The sequence below is a fragment of the Anatilimnocola aquadivae genome, from assembly GCF_049819085.1.
GTDB lineage: Bacteria > Planctomycetota > Planctomycetia > Pirellulales > Pirellulaceae > Anatilimnocola.
Map to the genome: position 1 here is coordinate 6,771,386 of NZ_CP187419.1, position 25,974 is coordinate 6,797,359.

A 25,974-nucleotide genomic window follows, 5' to 3' on the forward strand; every position below is an offset into this window, starting at 1 on the left:
AGCGGGACTTTACGTCGCTCAATCGTCGCAGGGAGAGGCCAGTTCGACAATCCCGCCTCGCTTGTGTCCGCCTGCGACCAGCGAGCCATCAGGTCGTTTAGGGAACATACAGATTGCCACGCAACACGACACCTTCGTCAGCAGAGACGCTGGCGCCGATCGCCGACGCAATCTTGCCGCCGCGAATGATGTACTTGGGGATCTTGGGATTCGCGAAGAAATCGATAGAAGGCTGGTTCCGAAATTGATCCTCTAACTTCTGGCCAACTCGCAGGCTGATTGAGTTGTAGGGAGCCCAGAAGGTTGAGTCTTGCCACACAATTTCCTTACTGGCGACGTGTTTGAGTTGAATACTCCCTTCATTCGTCGGCACGTCGATCGTAGTCGTAGGTACACCGAGCGCTTTGACCTCGACCGTCTTGGGCTTGCCCGGAGTTACGACACACTCCAGCAGAAACTCCGCTGGCTTACCTTCAGCGACAAGTTCCCAGCCGTAACTGGTGCATAGGCTCGCGATCGATTCACGAACGCGAGTCTGTTCGGCAGCAGAAAATGGCAGAACCGCGGCGAGAGCAATCTTGGCTCGATGGGGCACTACGCGTAGTTTGTTCTCAATGGTCCAGGTGGATTTCTCGATGACTTCGGGGCTGGGAATGACCAGCGTATTCACGAGCCGATGGCGAACGAGATTCGGAGCCGGGTAGTCGAACAACAGAATCGCTCGGCCGCCATAGAAAGTCTGCTCCGTTAACGACTCAAAGGAGTAGCCGCAAATATTCAGATTCGTTTCTAAGTCGAGAACCGTGCCACCGGCGTAGAGATATCGCGGATTGGATGCAAACGACAATCCGGTGCTCGGCAGGGCAGCTTCATGCGGAAGATTTTTGATCACTTTGCCGTCCGCGAGGCTCCACACCCAAATGCGAGAGGATTCGACGACTGCGAGTTGGCTGGCATCGTCGCTGAAGGCAATACCCCTCGTAACTAAGAACTTGATCTGCGCCAGGGGAGTCGCCAGCTGACCGAGCACTTTGCCGGTCAGAGCATCCAGAACGAAGATGCCCTCGTGCGTGGTAACTCCCAGATGCTTGCGGTCGGGGCTCAGGGCGTAGTAGCCGGTACTCAAGTCGACGCGGTACACAGGCTTGAGCGTGCGAAGATCCCACAGAATGACGATGCTTTTGTTGACGGCACCGGTGAGTAGATGCGACTCGTCCACGAACCGGCACCATTGCACCTGGGAGTTGAATTGATCGATTGCCGTGGAATACGGCCGAAAACTCTGCAGGTGCTTCAGGCCGGTTTCGTTGATCTGCCAAAGATCGACTTGTTCGCTGCCACGGTGCAGATGGTCGTTGCTGCGCACCGTAACGAGCGTGCGCGACTCGGGCGACACGGCCATGGGACGCGACATCATCGGCATTCGCACGGGAGCAAGCAATTTGCCGCTCGCGAGATCCAACCTCTCCAAGCGGCACGATTGTGTGCCTGCGGGGACCTCAATCTTCACACCGACCCACATCCAATTGCGGGACTCATCGATCACGAAGCCACTGCACGACTCCTTCAGGTTCTCCTGCTGATTTGCAGCGCGCGAGGAAATTGGCTGAAAACTGTTGGCAAGCTTGGGTTGGGTAGTTGCTACCTGCCCGGGCACGACGCCCCACTTGTCACTCGCGACCAGACTAACGGCCGGGGCTGAATGGAGATCGACAACGGCTTCGCGCTCGGGAGGCGTCGCGGACAGAAACGAAGTCGCCGCAGATGGACTTGTTGTTGCCACGCGATCAGCAGGTGGCTTAGCCGGGGCCATCGGTTGCGATGGCGTGGACTTCGTTGTTGCTACCGCTGGAGAATCGCGAACATCGGCTTCAAACGGGTTTGCTGCGGGCGATGTGGCAGGTTTCGCAGTCGTCATCGCCGCGGCGAGTGACTTCGCAATCGCTTGGTCTTCAGCAGCGAGCTTGTCGAGTTGCAGCTTCAACACTTTGCCATCGGTGCGTTTCAGTTCCACCTGGTTATCGGCCAGGGCAATGAACTCAGCCTCGATTTTGAACATGCCGGTCGAATCGGTCCAGGTTCGCACCTCGGCTGCGGGCATGGGCGCCTGTGCGGGTTCAGGCGTCGTGGCCGGTTCAGCAGTCGCGGGCGCATTCGGCACGACAGTGAGCGGAGGGGCAGCGGCATTCTCTTCGACCACGCGCACGCGATTAGCTGGCATGAGTCGGGTCGAGCCGTCTTCAATTCGGACCCTCACCGCACCATTGGGAAGCATTTCGACGAACTTGCCGCGCTGCAATGCTCCGCGCACGTCGAGGTACTCGACTGCGGTGCCCGGGGCCGGCAGCGGGGCGCTGCCTGTACCCTGGCCAAATGCAGCAGGAGCGGCAAGCGCCATTCCAATCAACAGCAGGATCGCAACCACGAATCGCAACATGGTCTGGCTCGAAAGAGGGGCTGAGTGATTTGGGGAAATCATATCACAGCGGATGGTTCGTTTGCCAACTCATTTGGGAGCGACGCGCACCTGCACGCCCGCTTCGTCGCCATAAGCCTGAAAGATCCCTTGCCGCGGAGGATAGTTGACGAAGCGCTGCGGAATCCGCGGACTGCCGAAGAATTCCATCGACGGTTGTACCAGCGTGGCATCGGCGAGCGTTTGCCCGGGTTCCAAGCGATACGTCTGCCGCGGTCCCCACTGGGTCAACTTGTTCCAGACCTGTTCACCCGTCTTGGCCTTCACCAGCGTGATGCGGCCGTTGAGATAGGTGACGTTAGCCCTGACGGTTTCGCGGCCGTACGGATCGGTGTAGTAAGTGTGCTCGCGCGTTGCGCCGGTTTCGATGATGCAGTGCAGAACAAAGTCGCAGTCGTCGGCGGCCCCGACTAATTTCCAGCCACAGTCGCTCAGTTCCTTGGCCAGCGAGGCTTGAATGCGGGTGACTTCCGCCGCCGATGCGGGAAAGGCAATGTTTGTCCGAATGCGTGCGCCGGGCGGCATAACGATGAGCGAATCGAGATTGAGTTTGTTGAACTCGCGCATCACGTCGTCGCCCGGCACCAGATAGCTGGTGAGGCCAAACACGCGCACCGAGCGGTAGCCATCCTGCACGTTGGTTTCCACCACGCGCCATTCTCGCCCAGCGGCCGACGCCTTGGAGCCGTCACCGCTCTGAGAACTGGTTGCCTTAAGATCGAAGGTGCAGGTCACCATTCCCTGCTGCAAGTGGAAGGCAGACCGACGATTGATGATTAAATGCTGATGGCTGCCAAATGCCAGTTCGTCGCCAAAGGTCCCTTCCTCGCGCAGATCGACGCCCGCCCAATTCTGCAGCAGCTTGCCGTCGGCAACATTCCATACCCAAACGCCGCGCGGCGTGGTCGCAGCCAACTTGGTTCCATCGGGATGAAATACAACTCGATCGACCTGAGCTTCACCCGCCAGAGTTGCCGTCGTCGCGCATTCGCCCACCACGGTTCCTGTCAGCGACTCGATCACGCGCACGCCGCTCTTGGCACCAGGAATCGCCAGGTACTTTCGCCCCGGGCTGAAGGCCGGCGTGGTGCGGCCGAGCATGGTTTCAGTCACCCAGGTTGTCTTGCGGCCGTTCTCGTAGCGGTAGCGATTGGCCTCGATCAAGTACTTGGGTTTGGCTTGCTTTACATCGAGCAGCAGCAAGTCTTTTTCTTGATTCTGCAGCAGCAGGTTATCGTCGTCGATGAACTCGGCAAGGCGAATATTGGTTTCGTTTTCGTCGTAGTCCGAAGAGTCATTCTCGAAAGGCTGCAACGTCTTCAGCCACCGCAGACCGGTCAGCGAGACTTCCCAGATCTGCAACAGCTGGCTTTTGTTGTAGCCCGAGGGATCAATCTGCGCGACAGCCAATAGCTTGCCCGATGGGCTAATCGAAAGAACCTTGCTGGCCCGTGGCATAAACACCACCGGCAAGATGCGGCCCGTTTGCAGATCGATTCGTTCGAGTCGGTACTGCGAATCGCTGCTGCTGCCGTTGCGGAACGTCAGCCAGCCCCAGTGATTTGCCGAGTCGATGAGCACCGCTTCGTAGCGGTCCTGGTAGTTGTTCTCGAGATCGCGGGGGGGCAGATAAACGGGCTTATTGATCAGCGTTTTCGGCGGCGTAGGGTTGGGGTCAACCTTGACGGACCATTCCATTGCGACCGGCAGATCGAGCCTGGTCACCCCACTGAGGCTAATCTTGCCCGTTGCTCCCACCGATCCATCGCCGGTGGCCGCGAGCCTGGCCTGCATGGCTTGACGATAAGCCAGAAAGCCGGCAATTTCCTGGTCTCCGCCGCTGAGCCTTTCCAGCGGCATCTGGACCACACTGCCATCGGCTTTCTTTAGTTCCACACGCTCGCCGTTGGTCGTAACGAACTCGGCTTCGATGGTGAACTTGCCAGACGCATCGGTCCAGGTACGCAGGCCCGCGAGCTTGCCTGCCGCGGCAATTGCTTCGGGCGATTCCTGCGTGATGGAACCGGGAACCGAAACCCGTGGGCCAACACTGCCGCCGGTCGAAGATCGGGCTTGCGGTACACGCACTCGATTCACGGGAAAGGTGAGGACGTTCCCATCCTTCATCTTCACTTTGACATGCGTGGTGCCCACCATCGAGACGAACTCGGCTCCACGGATATCCCCCGCACCGTCGAGAACCTCGACGACCATCCCGGGCACGACTTGAAACTCCTGACCGCGCGCGGAAACTGCCAACGCACAGAGCAGGCAAGCAGCGATCGTCAGGAGTGAGCCAAAACGCATTCTTCGCCTTTGCTCCGGCCGCTATCGGTTAGGTGCAGCAGGCCCGCCGCCAGCAGGTACTGAGCGAAAGCCCGGAGTGGTTGGTTGGGTCGTCGTGGTACCGGACGCGGCTGACGAAGGAACATCCAGCGCCGCAAAGTACTCAGCAATGTCCCGATCGGCAGTCGCCAGTTTATCCAGCGGCAAACTGAGCGTGCTGCCGTCCTTCTTCTTCAATTCCACCTTGCCAACCGACAGCTTGACGAACTCCGCATCGAGCGAGAACTGCCCAGAGGCATCGCGCCAGGTTCGAGTTCGCTGAAGTGGACCAATGGTGAAGGAACTGCCGGCAGGAGGTGCATTGGCGACCGCAGGCGGCGCTGGTGTGCTGGGAACTACGGTCTTGGGTGTGCCGACCACAGGTGCACTGGGCTTGGCGGCTGCTCTGACAAAGCGAACCAAAGCCGGCCGAAACGCCTTTCGGCTGTCATCTTCAAAGCGAACCTTAATCAGCCCGACGGGGGTAAACTCCACGAAGGTCGCGTCTTTCGTTCGCCCTTCGTCGTACACCTGCAACTCATCGCCGGGCTTAAGATCTGGCAGCCCCGGTGGAGGTGTGACCTGAGCCAATAGCACAGAGCCGTTGAGCCAGCAGGCAATCAGCGCAAGCGAGAGACAGGTGCTCAGCTTCGGCATCTGGCACTCCGAAGTGTTTGTTTGAGAGAGGAATGACATGTTCCTGGAGTCTAATCGAATTCGCACTACCAACCAAATTGATTGACGCCAAAAACTACATTCACGCATCAACGAACAAAGGCCCGTTTTCACGGGCCCTTGAGCATTGAATTAGATCGCTGCGTCTGGCAGATTCAGCAGGTACTAGACAGCCTTCTTAAGGGCTTCCAAAGCGGCTGGATAGTTCGGTTCGCTGGTCACTTCGGGCACAACTTCGGCGTAGGCGACCTTGCCGTCCTTGTCGATCACAAACACGCTGCGGGCAAGCAGACCGAGTTCTTCGATCCGCACGCCATAGGCCTTACCAAAGCTGTGGTTCAAGTAGTCGCTGCCGACCTTCAGGTTCTTGATCTCTTCGGCACCACAGAAGCGGTTCATGGCGAAGGGAGTATCGATGCTCACGGCGACGGCATTGATGCCAGTTCCCAACGAGGCCAATTCTTCGTTGAACTTCTTGGTTTGGATCTTGCAGACGCCCGTATCGAGCGAAGGAACGACGCTCAGAATCGTAGCCTTCCCCTTGAGATCGGCCAGCTTGACGGTCTTCAGGCCACCTTCAAAAAAGTGGATGGTGAAATCGGGAGCGGGTTGACCAACCGTCACGGCTTCGCCGGCGAGGGTCATGGGAGTGCCTTTGAACGTGACTGCAGCTGCGCGGGACATGGTGTGTTCCTCAATATCTTGGACATAGAAGGGGTTGTTTGCGAACCAGCGAAGAGAGGCATTCTAATGCCGCTGGCGTCGATCGTAGAGGGGGCCGATCAGCGGTTGCTAGCGGACCGCGCGTGACATCTTCATGACAATCGCGCCGGGTATTGCTGAAAACAATTGCGTTCCGGCAATCGACCCTTAAGATGAGCGATAGGGGTTAGGGTAAATTCTATCGAGGGTTCTTTCTGAACCCATTGCGTGGGAGCAACGCCATGCTTGTCGATCTTGCGCCGGGTTGGACGTTTGAGATGGAGCGCGGTCCCGATTGGCTCTTTATTCGGCTGATGCCCCCGACGGGCGCAGACTGGGGCGAAGTCGAATTGGCTGAAGCAATCTGGGACCGGATGCAGCAGCAGTTCTCGCATCGCGTCGTGCTGGAAATGGAGCAGATCACCTTGATGCGCAGCTGGCTCATCGGCCAATTGGTGATGCTGCACAAACGGGTCGTCGCCAATGGTGGTTGCTTGCGACTGGCCGGCCTCAGCGACGGCAACCAGCAAGTGCTGCACATGGTCCGGCTGGACGATCGCTTTCCGCAATACGCTCATCGCGGCGATGCCGTCATGGGACATCGACCAGGGCAACCACGCTAATCGTTGCGGCAATTCTGATCCGGCGGCGCTGCCATCGCTCCTCTCGCCACCGCCCCTGCGGCGGTGGTTCATTGGCTTGTGCGCTAGCTTTTCGCAAACGCGAATCTGCCAGATCATCGAGCGAGTCGCGGCTCGTCTGGTGGAAATGTCGCCGGGTTGTGCGCGCAGGCGAAGAGAGCTTGATTCCAGGAAAATCATTGCCGGCTCAACCTTGCCCCGTCACACTGGCGGGGCTTTTTCGTGCGTGGGTAGAATGGGACGATGAGCAAGCCGTCACAACTGCCAGCAACGTTCCGGTTCACAGTGCTGCAACTAATCTTAGTGATGCTCGGCTTTGCGATTTCTGCCGCCATTATCGGCAGATTGATGCAACGCCAGAACTTAGCTTCTGATCGGACTATCCGTCGTGATGGTGCCATGCCGGAGATTGCTGTGGATGATATCGCCCCATGACCAACCGCGCACCACTCATCGTCGCCATTCTCGTTCTGCTGGTGCCGCTGCTGTACGTGGGCAGCTATCTGGCGCTAGTGGTGCCGGGACAGGAATACACGGGTGGTTCCGGCGCGGTTTATCGGACCTCTTACTATCGCTATGGTGGGCGATGGGCAGAGCGAATCTTCTGGCCCCTGGAGCAGATCGACCGGAAGGTGCGGCCCGGAGCGTGGGCGAACGATCCATTCCACCCTGTCCTCTTCACCCCCTGAGAATTCGGCACTTCGCCGCAAGTCAGCACGCCGGCGCGGGTTCGGTTTTCATATCCGCGGACGTCGGACAGTACCCAGCTTCAGCTTTAGCGAGCGGTTCAACCTCTCGATTCGCATGCACAATCGCCGCATGACTCGCTTGACGAACGCTCACTCGAAAAGCGCCGAACACCACGCGGCGATGATGACGCTGTTCGTCGCCTTCTACAACTTCTGCCGCAAGCACGAATCGTGCGGCAAGGGAAAGTAAACTCCAGCGATGGCTGCTGGGCTGACGGACCGCGTATGGTCAATCCAAGACGTGCTGGAAGCTGCGGCCTAAGTTACTACAATAAGAAAGCCGCGAGGGTGTAATCTCGCGGCTTTCTTTATGAGCCAGTGGCCCATGCGTGCTGTTACGTTCATGGTACGCCTCTCGGCTGTTTTTTCAAGTCGGGGGGAGTCGTGTCTAAAATTCTCAACGTGCCTGACATCGCAGGCATGACAGAACGAATATCCTCGATAAGGCTAAGTGGTGGCGTGGTTGGCAGGCTCTCTACAGTGCTAATTTGTGCAACTGTCGCACTTGGAACAACAGCGGCAACTGTTGCATTTAGTGGCAGCGAAATTGGTGCCTACGTTGCTGGTGGAATCGCTGTTCTGCTTGCCTTACTAATTTTGTGCGTTTGCGGCGGGATGGTATGGTTCGCACACGCCAACCCACAGGCCGCTTTGTTTGAGGGTGCAGAATTTCTCTTGCACGAGCAAATGACCCTGGGGATGAAGGGCGCACCAAATTTATCGCCCCAATCACAACAGAGCGAATTGGCGGTTGTTCTGCTTCCACCAGCTGATGGTGCCAATGCACCAAAGGACGGTGGAGAATGAATGGAAAGCTATACATGGTCTTCTTGCGACTTAACCGACAAATACAATTCAAAGACATCGCCGAGGTTCTTGAACAAGAGCTTGACTGGTTTCGGTTCAACGAGATTGCCATCGTAAGATCAGCAGGGACAGCTCAAGAGTTGTACGCAAAGCTAAGGCCTCTGATAGCCCCAAAGAACGGCAGCATTTTCATTGCAGGCATAGACGCGGCAGGAAACGCAGGGGGGTACATGCCGAACGACTTCGTCGATTGGTATCGAACGCAATTGAATCCCACCGCAAAGGACAATAAGGGATAGCGTGGTCAACCTTCTGGCGACACGAATTTCGCACTTCGCTCCATCATCCTGCGCCGACGTGGCTTACGTTCGACCAACACAGTTAGCTACCCAGTACCCAGCTTTTGATGCCCAAACCACCAGGACGGCGACACTCCAGACCAGTTCTTGGCGTGTACTGGCAGTATGTCAGAGATACTTTTTCGGTAGGTCGCAGCGGCCCGCTGCGACCTGGGCATGGCAGTTCCGCCTCGCCTCACAGGTCCAGGATCACATCCGGCGGATGTGACCTACTTCGGAAAATGCTAGTAACCATTCACGCCAGCATCGAGTTTTGGCTTCGCCCGCTCCAAGTAGCCCGACGCGTCAGCGAGGGAGGGCGAGCGGAAAGTGGAGAAGTGACTTCTCCCGCCAATCGTTTCGACTCTCTGGAGCAAAGACAGACGAAACGAATGGTCTATGGGCTGCAACAGTTCAAGACGACGAAGAGCATTCCCCCTCGCTGACGCGTCGGGCTACTTAAAAAATGCTAGCGGGGCGTGACCTAACTAGTCACGAGTGGTTGATAGGTTGGCGAAGGTGTGTTGTGAGATTGCACAGCGTATTTTCGCGAAGGGGATCGGCCATGCAGGTATCGTTGCCGCCGTGTTGGCGAGATTTTGAGGCGTATCGACTGGTGAAAGTGTCGCAGTTCAGCACGCGCGTCGCGGCGCGAAAGCTGAAGATTTCGCAAACGCGGATCTGCCAGATTATCGAGCGAGTCGCGGCGTATCTGGTGGAAATGGCACCCGGCGTGAAGGACATCGTGCGGCGCGAGCAGCAGTTGTACGTCGCCGAGCAGATGGCGGCGGAAAGGCTGAATTTCTTGTGTGCGCAGGCGGAAAATGCGTGGCGGATGTCGCAAGGTCCGATGAAGACCGTTCGCAAGTCGGCTAATTTCACCGGGGCGAATTCGGTGACAACGATTCGGACGGGCTACGGCGACCCGCGCTACCTGATGGTCGCGTGCAAGTTGGCCGAACATGCGGCGATGTTGCCGCAGCCGTCGCTCCTCAGTTCGCTGGCGGCCGCGGCGCTGGCAGCGGAAGGTTTGGATGAGGAAGAAGAGGAAGGGGAGGAAGACGAAAATGAAAATGGTCCGGCGAAGGAGCGGGCAACGAGTCAGGGGTCGGGAGTCTATGGCGAAAAACGATCCTCGAAGATGGAGGGTCGTCGCTCGCCAAAGACTCCTGACCCCGAGCGGGCTGAGCGGCACAGCAGCCCCCTGAATAGGGACTGTTCAGAGCTGTTCGCGAAAGAGGCTGCGGAGATGCGAAACGAGAAGTTTCGCGATCCCGTAAGTGCAATGGCAGCCTTCGATTCGGCGACGCGGCCCGTGATGAAGTTGTACGAAGAAGAGGCCGCGCGGCGGACTGTTCACGGCGAGTTGACGGGTGAGGTGGTGGTGTCTGTGGAGCACCGGGAAGAACGTGCGGGGGATAGCGAGCAGCGGTCAGGAGTCGATGGATCGCCTGCGAAAGAGGGCCCCGGGGTGCGGCGACCGTTGAATCGGAAGGAAAGGAAGGCGAGACAGGCGATGTTGGAGAAGAAGATGAGGAAGGCGAAGTAGAAAGTAGGGAGGTAAGGAGCGGAACTGCGCGCTGTTCGGGCTGGGGAGCTGCGCAATCAGCAGGTAGGGGAAGAGGCAAGGAACAGGACCGGCTAAAGCCGGAACTCCAACTGGGAAGGAGGCCGGCAGGGGAGCCTGCGCGAGCATCAGCTAGTGCAAAAGCCAATGAACCCCCGCCGCAGGGGCGGGGGCGTGGTGAGTGTCGTGCGCAGAGGCGGGGTGAGTGTCGTGCGCAGATGCGCCGGAACAGCGCGGTCTACGACGAGACTGCTTAGCACCAGGTGACTTCGAGCTGATTTTCGATCTGCTCAACGCCTTCAATGCGCTTGATCACTTCCTGAGCCATTTGCTTTTGGAAATACGAGGCGACGACCCCGTTCAAAGTGATGCGCCCTTCGTGGGCCTCAAACCGCAGCGTCCTGCCACTCAAGTAAGGGTTGGTCTGGATGGCTGAACCTACACGTTCGGCCAGAGTAGCATCGAAAAGCGGCATAAGTACGAATTAGCTCCCAACAGGAAGGGCTCGCTGGGTCCGTCAATATGGCGGGATGCAGCGCGCGAACTCTTTCTCTATCGGTAAACTTTGCCGGCTCGCTGAAAATTTCTCATGCAGTTCCCATGAGAATTGTGAGAGCATCCGCCGGTAGGCAGGGTTCTAGCGAAACACGGGGCACGAACTTGCCCTGCCAGCGACGTTTCCTGTCAGCAATCGCCCCAAACGAGCGAGTTGGCTTGCCCCGCCCCCTCGATGGCGTACGATTGCTGTGGGGAAGATCACTGCGCGTATGTCCACCACTTCGGACCTTGCCCGATGGGCATCGCCCGCGGCACGCATTGAGGGAGCTTTGCCATGAATGGTCCCACGAAGAACGATCGAAGCCAGTCGCTGCCCACACCCTGGATCCACACCGAGTTGCCCGGCCCGAAAGGAAAGCAGCTGATCGCTCACGACGAGCGGTTCACTTCTCCTTCTTATACGCGGGCTTATCCGCTGGCCGTCGAGCGGGGCGAAGGCTCGATGATCGAAGACGTCGACGGCAATCGCTTTCTCGACTTCACCGCCGGCATTGCTGTCTGTTCGACCGGCCATTGCCATCCGCGCGTGGTGGCAGCAATCGAAGAGCAAGCGAAAAAGTTGATCCACATGTCGGGGACCGACTTCTATTATGCCCCGCAAGGGAACCTCGCCCAGCGTCTGGCACAGCTTGCTCCCGGCAGCGGAGACAAACGGGTTTTCTTTACCAACAGTGGCGCCGAGAGCGTCGAGGCGGCCTTTAAGCTGGCCCGCTTTCACACCGGCCGGCAGCACATGATTGCGTTCTTCGGCGCGTTCCATGGTCGCACCATGGGGGCGCTCTCGTTGACGGGAAGCAAGATGATTCAGCGCCGCGGCTTTGCGCCGCTGATTCCGCAGGTGACGCACATCGACTATGCGAACTGCTACCAGTGCCCTCAGCGAGGCGAATGCCACAAGAATTCGGCCAGCTGTTGTTTGAATACGCTCAATCAACTCGAAGACCTGTTTCGTCGCACGGTCCCACCGACCGAAGTGGCAGGCATCATTGTCGAGCCCATTCAGGGCGAAGGTGGTTACGTGGTACCACCGCCGGAATTTCATCGTGAGCTGAAAGCACTCGCCGAGAAGCACGGCATTCTGTACATCGTCGACGAAGTGCAATCGGGCATGGGACGCACCGGTAAGATGTTCGCCATCGAGCACTGGGGCGTCGTCCCCGATATTATCTGCCTGGCCAAAGGCATCGCCTCCGGACTCCCGCTCGGCGCCATTATCGCGCGGGCTGACTTGATGGATTGGGGCCCCGGCTCGCATGCGAGCACTTTCGGTGGCAACCCGATTTCGTGCGTGGCGGCTCTCACGACGATCGATCTGCTCGAAGAATCGCTGATGGCCAATGCTCGTGAAGTGGGCGACTACTTGCAAAGTCGGCTGCGCGAACTGATGAGCCGGCACACGATCATTGGCGATGTGCGCGGCATCGGCTTGATGGTAGGTGCGGAACTGGTGAAGGACCGCACGACCAAAGAACCGGCCGCTGCGGTTCGCGATGCCGTCGTGCAAGCGTGCTTCCACCGCGGCCTGCTCATGCTCGGCTGCGGCACCAGTACCTTGCGATTCTGTCCGCCGCTGGTTGTGACGAAGGCCGAAGTCGATACCGCGGTGAACATCATCGATACCGTGCTGGGCGACGCCAGCGTGCTCGCCAGTTCATCGGCCCCTTCAGCATCCAGGACGTGGTAGGTACACCATGGCACAATCCACGATGTGGCAATCCCTGCTTGGTCGCCTGCGACTGCGCGATACTAACTCGGGCGTGTATGCCGGGCGTTGGCTTGATCGCCCCAGCGGCGAAATAATCGAGTCGCTCAACCCGGCCACCGGCGAAGCCATCGCCCGCGTTCACTTGGGCGGTAAAGACGACTGCGAAGTGGTCGCCGGCAACTCGCACGCGGCCTTTGCTGCTTGGCGCCGAATGCCCGCGCCGCAGCGGGGCGAAATCGTCAGGCTCATTGGCGAGCAACTGCGCAAACACAAGGACGATCTCGGCCTGCTCGTCACCATCGAGGCGGGCAAGATCCGCAGCGAAGGGCTCGGCGAAGTTCAAGAGATGATCGACATGTGTGACTTCGCCGTCGGTCTCTCGCGGCAACTCTACGGACTGACCATCGCCAGCGAACGCCCCGAGCATCGCCTGTTCGAGCAATGGCATCCGCTCGGACCTATTGGAGTGATCACTGCGTTCAACTTTCCCGTCGCGGTCTGGGCCTGGAACGCAGCACTGGCAATGGTCTGCGGCGATCCGGTCATTTGGAAGCCTTCGCACCTGACACCGCTCACGGCGATTGCCGTGCAGCAACTGGTGAACGATGTGCTCGAGCCGCGCGGCCTCGCGGGCGTGCTGAACCTGTGTGCGGCGGACCGTGATGTCGGGCAGCAACTGGCCGCCGATGCTCGCTTGCCGCTGATCTCGGCCACCGGTAGCACGGCAATGGGCAAGAGCGTGGCGAAGACGGTGGCTGAACGCCTTGGCCGCAGCTTGCTGGAACTGGGTGGCAACAACGGCTGCATCGTGACTGAATCGGCCGATCTGAACCTGGCCCTGCGAGCGATTCTCTTTGCCGCCGTCGGTACTGCCGGGCAGCGCTGCACCACGTTGCGCAGGCTGATTGTCCACGAATCGCAAGCTGAGAAATTGATCGAACGCCTGACGAAGGCCTATCAGAACATCACTGTCGGTCTTCCTTGGGAAGAGGGCACACTGCTCGGTCCACTCATCAGCCTGGAAGCGGTGAAGCAGTACACCGCTGCCATCGCGACGATCAAGCAGCAAGGTGGCGAAGTTCTGTGTGGTGGCCAGCCTATCGATCGCCCGGGGTACTATGTGCAGCCGACGATCGTGCGAGCGAAACCGGAGATGGAGATCATCAAGCACGAGACGTTCGCACCCATTCTTTATGTAATGACGTACCGCGAACTCGAAGAAGCGATCTCGCTGCACAACAATGTCCCGCAAGGGCTTTCGAGCGCCATCTTCACCGACCGCTTTCGCGAGGCCGAACAGTTTCTCTCTGCTTGGGGCAGCGACTGCGGCATTGCCAACGTCAATCTTGGCCCCAGCGGCGCCGAGATTGGAGGTGCCTTCGGTGGCGAGAAGGAAACCGGCGGCGGTCGCGAAGCGGGCAGCGACGCTTGGAAAACGTACATGCGCCGCCAAACCTGCACACTCAACTTCGGCCGCACGTTACCACTGGCGCAAGGTGTGAAGTTTGATGTGGGAGATTGAAACTATTCATCCAGCGAGTCTTTCGCCACTGGTCGATCAAACTCTTGCGCCGTACTTGGCATGAACAGGACGATGGCCGCCCAAATGCCTAGAGGAATGCCCGGCCACGCTCCCGGTGCCAACACTGGAAGGCTCGCAAAAATGGCTGCGATGCGACACAGCCCAAGCGATTGCATCCGCCACATTCGGATTGCAGCATAAATCAGGAATGATTGCTCGGCTAAATAGACCACGAACGCAATCGCGTTGAAGATTCCTACTTTTGCGAATAACGCGGACCAGCTAGGGGCGGTACCAATTGCCACAGTTGCCAAGGCCCCCATGAGTACGATGTGCAGTGTCGCCGCCACGAGCAAGCAGGCTGCTGGAATGCGCACGCGAGTCGCCACCCGCGCACGTTGAATCGCTCGTGGATTTTCAGGCACTACAGGCGATGAATACGGATTCGTCGAAACGCTTTCGGTCATGCAATCCTCACGCTGCTCCGCCGTCACACTCTGCGCGGAAGCCAAGTTTTTACTAGTCGCCAGAGTCTCGTTTCTTAACGCAACCCTCGCAGCTTGCCGATAGTAACCCTATCAACACCCCGCCAGGTTACCCAACTTCCCCAGTGGTAACCTTCCCATCTGCCCTACATCTTGCGGAGCCAATATGGTGGCCAGCGTCCTCCCCATAGAAGACCTCAGCGGCCTGCGAAGTTACGTCCAACAAACCCTGTGCGAGCAAAACCACTTAGAACCCGGTGCCTTTGAGATTTCGGAACGGATTTTGGTCCGCGGCAAGCGGCCCTGCGGTCTGTTCTTCTGCCTGCATGGCCCCCGCAGCGTAAAGCTGACGGCCATCTGGGAAACCGACCGCAACACGATTCTGTTTTACAACTCTCAAGGCGAACGGATTCACAAAACCACGCTCCTCCGAGCCCCGACCTTTGCGATGCCCGTTCCCGAACTGGCCGCCCAAGGCGCAGGTGCGTAACGCAGGTACGCGAGAGATTCTCAAAAAACACTGATTGATTGTCAACGCTCAAAATCCTGATTCACAACCAATAACGCTTCATACAAGGAGGTATGTCTATGCTAGTACTATCGAGGAAAGAGGCCGAGAGAATTCGCCTGGGCGATTCGATCGTGGTGACCGTGGTCCGAGTCTCGGGCGACAAAGTGCGGCTGGGTATCGATGCCCCGTCCAACATTGTCGTGCTGCGCGAAGAACTCGAACCCCATGCAGCTGCTGCCGACCTGTCTTTCGAAGACATGGCTCTCGGCCTCAGCTAGACCAGGATTTGAGCTCCCACGCCGGTCGCACCCTCGAAATCTCGCCTGCTTCCATGTTCTAATGGGGAAGCAGGCTGGTGCAGTTGCCACGTCAAACGACAATGTGCAACTCACCGAGCCATTCTGAATGGGCGAGATCTGAGTTATCACTCTGCGAGCGTGTCACGATGCGAAGGTTCTGTGGGTTGTTCCTGCTGGCTGTTTCTCTCTCTGTAGCGAACGGGCAGGATGCCAAAGTCGCTCCTCTCGAAATTCCCGATTCGGCCGCCAAAACCGAAGCCGAGATGAAGCCCTACACTGAACTGCTCGAGCACTCGGAGGGGAAAATCGACATGCTGCCCATCAAGGGTGGCAAGTTTCTGATGGGCAGCCCCGAGAGCGAAAAGGGACGCCGACCCGATGAAGGTCCGCAGCACGAAGTGCAGGTCGATCCCTTCTGGATGGCCAAGTTCGAAATCACCTGGGACGCTTACGAAGTCTGGTCCGCCGACCTCGATATCTTTCGCCGCGATGCCCTCGGCACGCCACCCAACGAACGAGACAAGGCAGCCGACAAGTATCAGCTGACTCAACCAACCAAGCCCTACACCGACATGAGCTTTGGCATGGGCAAGCGGGGCGGTTTTCCCGCCATCTGCATGACGCAACATTCGGCTCGCGTCTTTTGCCAATGGCTGAGTGCCAAGACCGGCCGCTACTATCGCCTGCCCACCGAAGCGGAATGGGAATATGCCTGCCGCGCGGGAACGGCGACCGCCTTCTCGTTTGGCGACGATCCGGCGCAGCTCGACGACTATGGCTGGTACCTGGGCAACACCGAAGAGAAGTACAAAAAGGTCGGCCTGAAAAAGCCTAACCCCTGGGGCCTATACGACATGCACGGCAATGTCGCCGAATGGGTCCTCGACCAGCACACCACCGATTTTTACAGCAAGCTGGCCGGCAAGACCGCGCTCAATCCGCTGGCCATTCCGCTGACCGAGTACAACCGCGTGGTCCGCGGGGGCTCGTGGGATAGCGAAGCCGTCGAAGCCCGCTCAGCGGCTCGCAAGGCGTCGCATGCCGACTGGAAGCAGCAAGATCCGCAACTGCCGCAGAGTATCTGGTATCTGACCGATGCTCTGGGCGTGGGCTTCCGCGTCGTGCGACCGCTGACCGAACCCACCGCAGCGGAACGTGCTGCCAAGTGGGATAAATCGGAACCGCCGCAGATCGACAAGGTGCAGAAGACAGAGTAGTTCGAAGTTCGAAGTTTGTGGTTCGAAGTTAATGCAAGCAATTAGCTTCTGACCTCTGACTTCCGACTCCCCTGGTCCCTGGCCCCTAATCTCTGGCCCCTTCCCCCTTACCGCAACCGCTCAAACGTCATCGCACCGATATTCGCCACTTCTGTCTTCAGCGGCATGTGGAACTTGTCCGCGCCGTCGAAAAGGATGATGACGTCTTTCTGGGTGCCGTCGCTTTCAACCGACTTGATCGTCAGCTGATCGCCTTCCTGGGTGATGAACTGCCACTTACCAGCGCTTTGGTAGGGCTGATTGTTGTTCACACCCGAGAGGACCATCGCCCCTTCCTTGGTGAACTCAATGCCCATCTCCATCTTTTCGAGATCGGCAATTTGTTGAGCAGTCAGCGAAGCACCGACCGACTCGCGATCGACCACCATCTTGCCGTGCCACTTGCCAGGCAAGCGCTGGGCCGGCGGTGGGCTGCCCGAACCGCAGCCGACGGCGGTGATGACGAGGGCGGCGAGAAACGAGCCAATGACGGCAGATTGTACATAACGAAGCATGGTGATCCTCCTTGATCGACCAGGGGTGATGAGCTGTATCTCAGCGGGCTGCTGTCACGCTGGCAGCTAGCGACCGGTAACACCAGTCGGTAACAACGAGCGCGGAGCTCCCCTGAATTTATCGTCCTATACCCCGGGTTTCGCTTTGATAAACGAAAACGCGGGATTGATTTTCTGGCCACCCAAATCCAAAGGCATGCTCAGGTCGGCATGTTCGGCATCGAGCGGTGTAAATCTTAATTCTGTTTCTTCGGTTTTCCCGGCTTCCTTGACCATTAAAAGTAAGGTTTTGCCTTCGGTTTTCACGAACCGCCACGAACCCTTCTTCTCTTGGGTCACCGGGCCGACCTTCGCTTTCAGATGGAAAGCTCCGTCCCCCTGCATGGTTACTTGAAAGTCAGGCTTCCCCATGGCGAGCATCGCGCCCACCAGTGGATTGGCATCAAAGAACTCAGTCGGAATTGGCTTGCTGGAATCGAGATCCCACGTTCCCACCACTTGCTGAGCCGGACTGCAGCCCGTGGCCATGAATGCCAGGCAGCCCACAGCGGCCAGCAACAGCAGACGACGGGGAACTTGCGCAAGCATCATGAGAGTTCAAATCCTGCAGAAGCCAATCAGATCTTTCGGGCACATTCTTTGGACACACTTTCGGGCAGTGCCCGCTCGCCGCACTGTAGCAATCGAGTCTGGGCGGAGCAACGTCAGGTTGTCGGACTGCTAGCGGTCGAAAATGACGCGGCGGGTGGGTCGTTTCCGTCGCAACTCTCTCAACCTTTCCGGCTTTCGGAAAAAGCGTGTTCACAAACCGGCCTCCTCGTCTCACCCCGGAATTCATTTCGCTCGGCAATTTGCCGTCTCTGCGGGTTTCCCAGCAGCGAAACAACCCGAGGTTTGTGAACGCCCCCTGAATGAGCGTATCGCAATTTGCGTCGACTTTCTTAGGAAACCCGACGCGTTAGCGAGGAGCGTGAGCGGGCGGTCCAGAACCGAATTCTTTCGCCATTCGTTCGCCTCGACTCTCGTGGTGAAACTTGCACGCGAGTGGGAACGTGCAGTCGACTCGCTCCACGAGTTCGCTCTCGCCCCGCGTAACTGCGGAACCACCTGAAATCTGGTCGACGCGTGATTCTTTGTCAAACGACAAAGCGAGAAACCCATTACCGACGCGTGGGACTGCGGGCCGTGAGGAGCCAGCCATACATGCCCCACCAGTTACGCAGGCGTTGGCAGACATCGGGATCGAACTCGGGCGAGAACCAGAGGCCGATTCGCACCCCGCGCGGCACGCCCCGAATCTCTCCTGCCCGCACACCGGCAATCAGGCACTGCTCGGTCACTTCGTTCAAAAAGGCTTCGGTCACGGTCCCATCAGTAGCTTCGGCCGTTCCGTTCTTCACTTGCACCACAAAGATCGCGCTGGGCTTTCCTTTGAACAGGAACCAGCCCACGACCAGTACCAGCACGACAACGCCGATTACAAATGGATCCAACGCTGAAACCCTTACGGCAGTTCCCGAATCTTGATGTTCTTGAACTCGACGGGCGACCCTTCCGATTCCAGACACAGATAGCCGCTACTGGGGGTGATGTCGGTGCCGCCGGAGACTTCCTCACCATTCACCCACAGCCGCACTTCGCCGTTGATGGCGCGAATGTAGTAATGGTTCCACTCGTTGATTCCCTTGCTCAGGTTTTTAGTCGGAAAGCTCCGTTGCCCATTGGGCGAGGTCGGTGGAAAGGGCTTCATCTTGGCCTTGCCGACGGGAAACACATCGCCATTCGTGCTGAACCAATCGGCCTTCTTGCCGGTCGACTTTTCGTAATTCTCGGTGTAGCCGTGGTCGAGCACCTGCACCTCGATGCCCTGCGGCAGTGCGTTCGGCTTCAGACCTTCCAGCGATTCAGGAATCGCCCACACAAACACGCCGCTGTTGCCGGCGCTCTTCAGATGCTGCCACTGCACGCTAAGTTCGAAATTCTTGTACTGCTTCTCGGTTCGAATGACACCCACGGGCTTACCCGTGCAATGAGCTACGCCATCCTTCCACGACCAGGTATCCTCCGCGCAGTTCACATTCTTGAAGTCTGCTTCGCCCAAAGTTACCCAGCCTGGACCGGTGCCATCGATGGTGGCTTTGGGAGGCGCCTCTTGAGCGAGTGCGAATGGATTGATGGACAAACCAATGACGAGCGTCAGTGAAACGAAGACCAAATAGCGAACCAACAACATCAGGAGCATCCTTAGGCGGGAGTATCATCGAGAGGTAAGCTCCCCCGATGATAAGCTGCCCGCAGGATGCGGTCGAGTCGCGTGCGCGTGGGGTGGGGTCGCCGGGCGAGAGAGTGCGCCACCTTACTTCAGCAGTTCCACCACTTCTTCCGCGCCTTGAGCTTCGGCCAGCGATGCTGCGGTGTTGCCAAGTTCATCCTGGCGCTCCACATTTGCCCCGGCCGATTTGAGCAGTTGCACGGTGGTCGTGCGTCCGGCGAGTGCCGCGAACATGATGGCTGTCTGATTGGTGCTGTTCGCCGCATCGACCTTGGCACCGCGAGCAATCAACATCCGCAGCGCTTCGTCGTGCCCCTTGAAGGCCGCGGCAGAGACGGCCGTGAGTCCCATCCGGTTTCGCGCTTCGAGTTCGATCTCGCCTTTGCCAAGCAGTTCTTTCATTACCGCGCGGCTGTCGTGATAGGCGGCGACGGTCAAGAGCGTATCGCCACGTGGGCTGCGCACGTTCGGCGTAAACCCTTCTTTCAGATACTCGGTAACGGTTACAGCGTCGTCATCGCGGGCCGCTTGAAAGACGATCTCCGTCAGCTTGGCCTGCGTCGCTTCATCCAGCACGACGCCATGCTTGTCAGTCAGTTCTGGCGACGTTGGAATCGGCAGCGAGTAGTAGTAACCACTTCCTACGGCAATCACGATCAGGCCGAATACAGCCACCGCAATCGCCAGGCGAGTCAAAACCTGTCGCATACTCGGCTCCTCAACTCTTCCACATTCAACTTGGGGCGCTGCAGACCAGCTGCCCCACAACTACGAACTTCAAACTGCGAACTTCAAACTATCTGCCCCCGCCCGTCGTATTCGCCGGTCGACCCGCGCTGCCCGCTTGCCGCCACTTGGTCGGCTCGACGTCCTTCGTGGCTTTGACCAGTGCCTTGGCATCGTCGAGGCTATCGCCGAGCGCTTCGCTGAGGCGCGTGCCGTAGTCGGCATCAGCCTGGTAGAAGAAGCCAATCATCCGTAGGCGAATCTGCTTGTCGCGAACCTTCTTCATGTCACCAACCAGATTCGAGATCAGATTCTTCTGCTGTTCGGCGGTAAAGCTACGATACAACTCGCCTGCTTGTTGAAAATTCAACGTCTTGGCGATCCGTTGCTGCTCCACATGCCCGCTGAGCGGTGCCTGCGATGCCCGCGCGGCGGGATCTTCGACCGGGCTGTTGCTGGTCACGCTAGGCTGATAATTCACATCCGACTTGGTATCGCCGAAGTTCATCTTGCCCGCCTGGTTGTTGTTGACCACATCGACGAGCGGTCGATTGACTGGCAACATCAGGTAGTTCACCCCGACGCGATAACGCTGGGTATCGGCATACGAAAACAGCCGACCTTGCAACAGGCGATCTTCCGAAGGTTCAATTCCTGGCACCACCATGCCGGGCGAAAACGCGACCTGCTCGGTCACTTCGAAGAAATTGTTCGGCACACGATTGAGCGTCATCTTACCGACCTTCATCTCCGGCACGCCTGTCCAAACCTTGGTCGCATCCAGTGGATCGAAATCGAAACCGTCCAGTTGCTCGGGCTTCAACATTTGCACGTTCAGTTCCCATGATGGGAATTCTTTGGCCTCGATTGCCTTGTACAAGTCTTCGGTGTGATTGCTGTGATTCATGGCCGTCGCTTCACCGGCTTCTTTCGCCGTGTGCGTCTTGTGACCTTGCTGCGAGCGCCAATTGAACTTCACGTAGGTGACGTCACCCTCCGCATTCACCCATTTGAACGCATGTACGCCAAAGCCATCCATCTGGCGCAAGTTCGCCGGCGTGCCTTGGTCGGAATACACAAACGTCAGCATTTGTGTGCTCTCAGGCACATGGCTGAAGAAGTCGAAGAACCGATTGGGATCCTGCTGGTTGGTGATGGGCGAGGGCTTGAGCGAGTGCACCATATCGGGAAACTTCATCGCATCGCGAATGAAGAACACAGGCAGGTTATTGCCCACCAGATCCCAGTTGCCGTCTTCCGTGTAGAACTTAACCGCGAAACCACGTGGGTCACGCAGCGACTCGGGTGAGCCACCTGGATGAATCACCGTCGAGAACCGCAAGAACACCGGTGTCTTGGTTCCCTTGGCACCGAACAGTTTCGCTCTCGTGTACTTGGAGAAGTCGCCGTAGCTGACGAATTCACCATGAGCTCCAACCCCGCGCGCATGTACTACGCGCTCGGGAATGCGCTCACGATCGAAGCGAGACAACTTTTGGATCAAGTGAAAGTTGTCGAGGAGCACGCTGCCATTGGCACCCGCGGTGCGCGAGTTCTGATTGTCTCCCACGGGCTGGCCGCCATCTTCCGTCAGAATGCGGCCGGGCTCAGCACCCGTTAAGCCACTGGCGGATGTGACCGCCAGGGCAACGATCATCGCAACGATCGTAAAAGGTCGCGCTAGTTTCATCGAAATATCTCCGGAAATGCTGGGAAAGGCTCGCGAGCAAGTCTGCTGGCGACTTCGCTAAGTCATTATTGCCACGCGGCAAGCCATGATTCCAATTCATTGCACGACTAATTACCATGCATGAAATGCATGACTGTCTGCGCAGAGTGCCGCAAAGAAACCATCAACAGCAATTCAGATGCCGCCGCGGAACTCGAATCGAAGAAGGGAACTATTTATCCAGGTCTTGGACGCATTCTCGCCAGAGAGTTTCGATATTCTTCGCCGTTAGTTCTTCCACATCTTCCATCTTGAAGGTCTTGTCTTGCATCTTGCGATGAATCTTATCGACGGTTCCTGGATGCTTTTCGTCCAACCAGACGAGAAACCGCGCGGTCACACCGTAGCTGTTTCGGTAGCTTTGCTCGGGGCGCAACTTGCGCGGCAGCGACCAGCCCACCTGCTTCTCGGGGCCATACAAGTGCCGCGCATAGTCGGCGATGCCCTCGGTCAGCCAACCAGGCTCCGGGCTGGGATAGGCCTGCACCAAGTGAGTCAATTCGTGCGTGAAGAGACCAATATCTTGCGGATGTTTCTTCAGCCAGTCGGTGCTGACGACGACCGTATCGCGATGCGAGTAGCCAGGCACGTTGATGTCGTTCTTGAAGATCAGACGAATCTTGCGCTGCGCAGGCTTATCGGGATGCTCAAAGCGCGCGAGCAACTTGGGGTAGCACTCGTAGAACAAAGTCGTCAGCTGACCAGCGATCGGTGCCATGGCGGCATCGATATCACCTTCGACGGTCAAACTAAGCGGCGCTGGCTGCTTCGGCTTCTCGGCCTCGGCCGGCGTGGCCTCGGGTTTCTCTCGAGCCCAGGTACTAGACGAAGCAAGTGCCAACAGTAGGGCCATTGCCAGTTGCCAGAGAGAAGCGGTCGATTGCATGAGAGGCTTTCGTAACGAACAGTGTCGCTGGTGAATACAGTGTCGCTGCTGGATTGAGAAAAGATTGCTCGGATTATAGTTCGCTCCCTGCCACTTGCGGGTGACCCATGGAAATCAGTCAACTCCGTTACTTTTTGAAACTGGCCGAGCGAGGCAACTTCACCCGCGCGGCCGAAGACTTGTATCTATCGCAGCCAGCGCTCAGCCGCTCGATCGCCAAGCTGGAAGAAGAACTCGGCCAGCCGCTCTTCGAGCGACATGCGCGAACGGTGGAACTGACCGATGCCGGCCGTTTGCTGCTCGCCCGGGCCGAACAGATTCTGTCGCTCGTCGACGATACCGTCGCCGAAATCACCGACGATGGCAAAACCGGCCGCATTCGGCTGGGAACCATTCCCACCATCGCCCCCTTCCTATTGCCGCCCCTGCTGCGCGGGTTTGCGACCAAGTATCCGCAAGCCAGCGTTGTCGTATTCGAGGAAGTGACCGAGAAGCTCTTGCAGCGAGTGTTGCACGGCGAAATCGATCTGGCGATTCTCGCTTTGCCCGTTCCCAAGCAGCACCTGCACATAGAAGAGCTGTTTGAAGAAGAGCTGCGATTGGTCCTGCCCATCGATCATCCGCTGAGCAAGAAGAAGCAGATTGCGATCGACGATTTGCAGCCCTACTCGTTTGTGCTGCTCGACGAGACGCATTGTCTGTCGAATGACATTGTCTCGTTCTGCCGCCAGCGGTCGATTCAGCCCGTGTCGGTCGAGCGCACCAGCCAGCTGGCGACGGTGCAAGAACTCGTCTCGCTAGGGCACGGAGTTTCACTCGTGCCCGCGATGGCCTGCAACCTCGACGATAGCCCGCGGCGCATCTATCGCCATCTGTCGGGGACTCAGCCCACGCGAACCGTAGCCCTCATTTCCAATCCCTATCGGTTCGAAAGTCGCTTGGTGAAGCTCTTTCGCGAGTTTGTGAAAGCGTTTCGCTTTCCCAGAAAACCCGAAGCGTCGGCGAGGAGTAAATCGCTGGAGCACTGACTCGCGAGCACGATCTGAGAACGAGCGGTCCCGCTTAATTGAACGAGGCATCGGGCGGAACGTGCTTCATTTTCATTGCGGGAGCCATGATTTGCTCGGCGATGTTCTGAACGACTCGTTCCCACAGGTCGTCTCCGTCATAGAAGATGAGATCCTTCTCGGCCTCGGCAATGAGCCAGCCACCAGCGGCGATTTCGTCCTCCAGTTGATCGGCCCCCCAGCCTGAATAGCCCGAGAAGACTCGAAACGGCTTCTTCGCGTTTGTAACGACTTTGCCCAGATGATCTTTATGCGAAGCGAAATGCACCCCGCTGACGATTTGCGCTTCGGAGTACTTTTTAAGCGTATGCACGACCAGCAGCGGGCCTTGCACCGGCCCACCGAGATGAATGGGCTGATCGGCAGCGACCTCACCTTCGATACCGTACTCGGCGACGATGGTCTGCCAAACTTCCGCCAGCGAGTTGTTCAGCGGACGGTTGAGAATGAGCCCGAACGCCCCTTCTTCGTCGTGCTTGACGAGCAGCACGACCGAACGAAAAAAGTTGCCGTCGCCCAAGTGGGGCGAAGCGACCAGTAACTTGCCTTGCAACGATTGCATCGGTGAAACCTTGCAGCCAATCAGGCTTGTGCGGTGCTCTGGACTCAGCCCACCAGTTTAGCCGCTGTCGCAGCGTGGTGAGACAGGGAGGGAGGGCGCACAGTGCGAGAAGTCGGGAATGTAGAGATCGACTACATTCAACTCAAGTAACCCCAGGCTGCTAGGAGGTTCGCCCTTGATCGTTGTCTTTCCCTGCTCTGCTGACTCCGAACAGTTGCCAGATTCGAAGTTCCTCAAAGAGTCGATGACCTGCGAGGAACTGGGAATTGAGTTCACCACGGTCAATCTACGTGCAGTCATGCGCGGCGATTTGACGCGAGCGTTTCTGCACACAGCAAATGGCGACGGCAAGCTAACGGTCTACCGAGGCGGCACTTTGCGACCAGATGAGTATCGTCTTTTTCATCAAGCTCTAAGGGATCGCGGGCTCTGCTTGCTCACCGCGCCCGAGCAGTACGATGCGACTCAGCTGTTCCCCTGCTTCTTTCCGCATATCGCCGAATTCTCCATCCCGGCAATAGCGACCACTTCACTCGAACCAGCCGAAGTGCGCATGCTTACCCAGCGGATGGGACCACCACCTTATTTCATCAAGGACTTCATCAAGTCCGCGAAAGAGATCTGGCCACAGGGGTGCGTGATCCCGTCACCGGGCAACGTAGAGCAGTTTGCAACGGTGATTCAGGAGTTGCGAGAGTTTCGCGAGGATCGGTTTATTCCCGGACTCGTGCTGAGGCCGCTGATCGAACTCAAGTCGCTCGGTCCTGATCCGTTCGGCGACGAACGATTCGAAGAATATCGAATGATCTTCCTTGGTGGCCGACGGCTGTTTACTCTTCCGTATGGTCATGATGGCGAACTGTCTACCATCCCCGCGGCCGACTTCCAGCGATTTGATGTCATTGGCCAGCGGATCAACTCGCCCTTCTTCATGGCAGACTCGGTCGTTACCGCAACTGGCGAACATTTCCTGCTCGAAACGGGCGACGGAGGCTGCTGTGGACTGCCGCCGGGCATCAACTTAAGAGAGTTCTACCAAGCCCTGCAAGGCTTGTCCTTATCTTCCGACCCCTGACCTCCGACTCCCGCTTCATACCTTCTTCACTCCGAACTCCGCAATCCGAACTCCCCACTCCGCACGAACCTTCTCTTCCGGCCGAATGTCGCTAGAATGAATGCTGCGAGGAATTACCACTCGCAACACTGGGGGCGAACTGGATTCGACCGGGTCGCTTAGAAGCGTCAGTGGCGTGCCGTGGTTGATCTGTTGGCCACGTTAAAAGCAGATCACACTTTATTTGCCGAGAGCAATCTCAGCCTTGCAGCCTAGTTAAATAGGTTGCACGGATTGCGGGTCTTCGCCGGAGAGATCCAAAAGTCCGTTGTCAATTCCGGTTCGCCGCGAGTCATGTCGGAAACGCTCGCGGTTCAAAAAGTTTCTGGCTGGTCAATCCCGTAGTCCGGCAACAGACGACGGGTGCGACGAGATCCAAATTGTTGACTACGCACGTAGAAGCTGCCGTGGAAAGATCGCGGGACGCGGGTTCAATTCCCGCCGCCTCCACTAAAAGGGCATCGGAGAAATCCGGTGCCTTTTTTTG

26 protein-coding genes and 1 other RNA gene are annotated in these 25,974 nt (G+C 57.9%); 13 read left to right on the forward strand and 14 right to left on the reverse strand.

The features are described 5' to 3' along the window. Positions 1-97 precede the first annotated feature (97 nt). The 4 genes from NA78x_RS26815 to tpx all read right to left on the reverse strand — a co-directional run bounded on the left by NA78x_RS26815 (position 98) and on the right by tpx (position 6,160). A complete protein-coding gene (locus NA78x_RS26815; RefSeq protein WP_425615445.1) occupies positions 98-2,437 on the reverse strand; it encodes an SHD1 domain-containing protein in 2,340 nt (779 codons plus the stop codon). A 69-nt stretch (positions 2,438-2,506) separates the two neighbouring features. Further along, entirely contained in the window at positions 2,507-4,783 is a 2,277-nt protein-coding gene (locus NA78x_RS26820) for an SHD1 domain-containing protein (protein ID WP_425615446.1), read from the reverse strand. A 21-nt stretch (positions 4,784-4,804) separates the two neighbouring features. Beyond that, a complete protein-coding gene (locus tag NA78x_RS26825) occupies positions 4,805-5,458 on the reverse strand; it encodes an SHD1 domain-containing protein (protein ID WP_425615447.1) in 654 nt (217 codons plus the stop codon). 183 nt (positions 5,459-5,641) lie between these two features. Then, a complete protein-coding gene (gene tpx, locus NA78x_RS26830) occupies positions 5,642-6,160 on the reverse strand; it encodes a thiol peroxidase (RefSeq protein ID WP_425615448.1) in 519 nt (172 codons plus the stop codon). A 260-nt stretch (positions 6,161-6,420) separates the two neighbouring features. Between tpx and NA78x_RS26835 the strand changes: the two genes are divergently transcribed. The 5 genes from NA78x_RS26835 to NA78x_RS26855 all read left to right on the forward strand — a co-directional run bounded on the left by NA78x_RS26835 (position 6,421) and on the right by NA78x_RS26855 (position 10,262). After that, a complete protein-coding gene (locus tag NA78x_RS26835) occupies positions 6,421-6,801 on the forward strand; it encodes an STAS domain-containing protein (RefSeq protein ID WP_425615449.1) in 381 nt (126 codons plus the stop codon). 261 nt (positions 6,802-7,062) lie between these two features. Continuing rightward, on the forward strand, positions 7,063-7,254 hold the full coding sequence (locus NA78x_RS26840) for a hypothetical protein (protein ID WP_425615450.1): 192 nt from the start codon (positions 7,063-7,065) through the stop codon (positions 7,252-7,254). Continuing rightward, on the forward strand, positions 7,251-7,508 hold the full coding sequence (locus tag NA78x_RS26845) for a hypothetical protein (RefSeq protein ID WP_425615451.1): 258 nt from the start codon (positions 7,251-7,253) through the stop codon (positions 7,506-7,508). Before NA78x_RS26840 ends, NA78x_RS26845 begins: the two co-directional genes overlap by 4 nt. Positions 7,509-7,952: 444 nt before the next feature. Then, a complete protein-coding gene (locus tag NA78x_RS26850) occupies positions 7,953-8,375 on the forward strand; it encodes a hypothetical protein (protein WP_425615452.1) in 423 nt (140 codons plus the stop codon). Positions 8,376-9,278: 903 nt separating this feature from the next. Next, positions 9,279-10,262 (forward strand): hypothetical protein, encoded by a 984-nt coding sequence (locus NA78x_RS26855; RefSeq protein WP_425615453.1) that lies wholly within the window; start codon positions 9,279-9,281, stop codon positions 10,260-10,262. Positions 10,263-10,533: 271 nt separating this feature from the next. Here NA78x_RS26855 and NA78x_RS26860 read toward each other — a convergent pair whose 3' ends face one another. Beyond that, positions 10,534-10,755, reverse strand: coding sequence for a BON domain-containing protein (locus NA78x_RS26860; protein ID WP_425615454.1), 222 nt, complete (start codon positions 10,753-10,755; stop codon positions 10,534-10,536). A 357-nt stretch (positions 10,756-11,112) separates the two neighbouring features. On the opposite strand from NA78x_RS26860, the gene NA78x_RS26865 reads away from it, so the two are divergent. Together NA78x_RS26865 and NA78x_RS26870 are read left to right on the forward strand one after the other, a co-directional pair. Further along, on the forward strand, positions 11,113-12,522 hold the full coding sequence (locus NA78x_RS26865; protein WP_425615455.1) for an acetyl ornithine aminotransferase family protein: 1,410 nt from the start codon (positions 11,113-11,115) through the stop codon (positions 12,520-12,522). 7 nt (positions 12,523-12,529) lie between these two features. Beyond that, entirely contained in the window at positions 12,530-14,065 is a 1,536-nt protein-coding gene (locus NA78x_RS26870) for an aldehyde dehydrogenase family protein (RefSeq protein ID WP_425615456.1), read from the forward strand. A 2-nt stretch (positions 14,066-14,067) separates the two neighbouring features. On the opposite strand, the gene NA78x_RS26875 is transcribed toward NA78x_RS26870, so the two are convergent. Further along, positions 14,068-14,532 carry a hypothetical protein gene (locus NA78x_RS26875; RefSeq protein WP_425615457.1) on the reverse strand — a complete coding sequence of 155 codons (465 nt, stop codon included), beginning with the start codon at positions 14,530-14,532 and terminating at the stop codon, positions 14,068-14,070. Between the two features lie 187 nt (positions 14,533-14,719). Here NA78x_RS26875 and NA78x_RS26880 point away from each other — a divergent pair, with 187 nt between their 5' ends. The 3 genes from NA78x_RS26880 (at position 14,720) to NA78x_RS26890 (ending at position 16,577) form a co-directional block, all read left to right on the forward strand. Then, the gene (locus NA78x_RS26880; protein ID WP_425615458.1) at positions 14,720-15,040 is read left to right on the forward strand and encodes a hypothetical protein; all 321 of its coding nucleotides are present in this window, start codon (positions 14,720-14,722) and stop codon (positions 15,038-15,040) included. Positions 15,041-15,138: 98 nt separating this feature from the next. Continuing rightward, the gene (locus tag NA78x_RS26885; RefSeq protein WP_425615459.1) at positions 15,139-15,339 is read left to right on the forward strand and encodes a carbon storage regulator; all 201 of its coding nucleotides are present in this window, start codon (positions 15,139-15,141) and stop codon (positions 15,337-15,339) included. 167 nt (positions 15,340-15,506) lie between these two features. Further along, positions 15,507-16,577, forward strand: coding sequence for a formylglycine-generating enzyme family protein (locus NA78x_RS26890; RefSeq protein WP_425615460.1), 1,071 nt, complete (start codon positions 15,507-15,509; stop codon positions 16,575-16,577). Positions 16,578-16,684: 107 nt separating this feature from the next. Here the strand turns inward: NA78x_RS26890 and NA78x_RS26895 are convergent, their stop codons facing one another. The 7 genes from NA78x_RS26895 to NA78x_RS26925 form a co-directional block, all read right to left on the reverse strand. Beyond that, positions 16,685-17,131 (reverse strand): hypothetical protein, encoded by a 447-nt coding sequence (locus NA78x_RS26895; RefSeq protein ID WP_425615461.1) that lies wholly within the window; start codon positions 17,129-17,131, stop codon positions 16,685-16,687. A gap of 126 nt (positions 17,132-17,257) precedes the next feature. Next, the gene (locus NA78x_RS26900; RefSeq protein ID WP_425615462.1) at positions 17,258-17,722 is read right to left on the reverse strand and encodes a hypothetical protein; all 465 of its coding nucleotides are present in this window, start codon (positions 17,720-17,722) and stop codon (positions 17,258-17,260) included. A 569-nt stretch (positions 17,723-18,291) separates the two neighbouring features. Then, positions 18,292-18,624: a DUF3634 family protein gene (locus tag NA78x_RS26905; RefSeq protein WP_425615463.1), complete on the reverse strand. Its 333-nt coding sequence runs from the start codon at positions 18,622-18,624 to the stop codon at positions 18,292-18,294. Between the two features lie 11 nt (positions 18,625-18,635). Continuing rightward, positions 18,636-19,364, reverse strand: coding sequence for a 3-keto-disaccharide hydrolase (locus NA78x_RS26910; RefSeq protein ID WP_425615464.1), 729 nt, complete (start codon positions 19,362-19,364; stop codon positions 18,636-18,638). Positions 19,365-19,487: 123 nt separating this feature from the next. Then, positions 19,488-20,111 carry an ankyrin repeat domain-containing protein gene (locus NA78x_RS26915; protein WP_425615465.1) on the reverse strand — a complete coding sequence of 208 codons (624 nt, stop codon included), beginning with the start codon at positions 20,109-20,111 and terminating at the stop codon, positions 19,488-19,490. An 88-nt stretch (positions 20,112-20,199) separates the two neighbouring features. Continuing rightward, positions 20,200-21,819, reverse strand: a complete 1,620-nt coding sequence (locus NA78x_RS26920) for a catalase (protein WP_425615466.1) — start codon at positions 21,817-21,819, stop codon at positions 20,200-20,202. Positions 21,820-22,030: 211 nt separating this feature from the next. Next, positions 22,031-22,744: a basic secretory protein-like protein gene (locus tag NA78x_RS26925; protein ID WP_425615467.1), complete on the reverse strand. Its 714-nt coding sequence runs from the start codon at positions 22,742-22,744 to the stop codon at positions 22,031-22,033. A 107-nt stretch (positions 22,745-22,851) separates the two neighbouring features. Here NA78x_RS26925 and NA78x_RS26930 point away from each other — a divergent pair, with 107 nt between their 5' ends. Further along, positions 22,852-23,772: a LysR family transcriptional regulator gene (locus NA78x_RS26930; RefSeq protein ID WP_425615468.1), complete on the forward strand. Its 921-nt coding sequence runs from the start codon at positions 22,852-22,854 to the stop codon at positions 23,770-23,772. A 34-nt stretch (positions 23,773-23,806) separates the two neighbouring features. Here NA78x_RS26930 and NA78x_RS26935 read toward each other — a convergent pair whose 3' ends face one another. Next, complete coding sequence (locus NA78x_RS26935) at positions 23,807-24,373, reverse strand: YqgE/AlgH family protein (protein ID WP_425615469.1); 567 nt, start codon at positions 24,371-24,373, stop codon at positions 23,807-23,809. Positions 24,374-24,548: 175 nt separating this feature from the next. Here NA78x_RS26935 and NA78x_RS26940 point away from each other — a divergent pair, with 175 nt between their 5' ends. Then, positions 24,549-25,448 carry an ATP-grasp domain-containing protein gene (locus tag NA78x_RS26940; RefSeq protein WP_425615470.1) on the forward strand — a complete coding sequence of 300 codons (900 nt, stop codon included), beginning with the start codon at positions 24,549-24,551 and terminating at the stop codon, positions 25,446-25,448. Between the two features lie 130 nt (positions 25,449-25,578). After that, positions 25,579-25,940: a transfer-messenger RNA gene (gene ssrA / locus NA78x_RS26945) on the forward strand. Positions 25,941-25,974 lie beyond the last annotated feature (34 nt).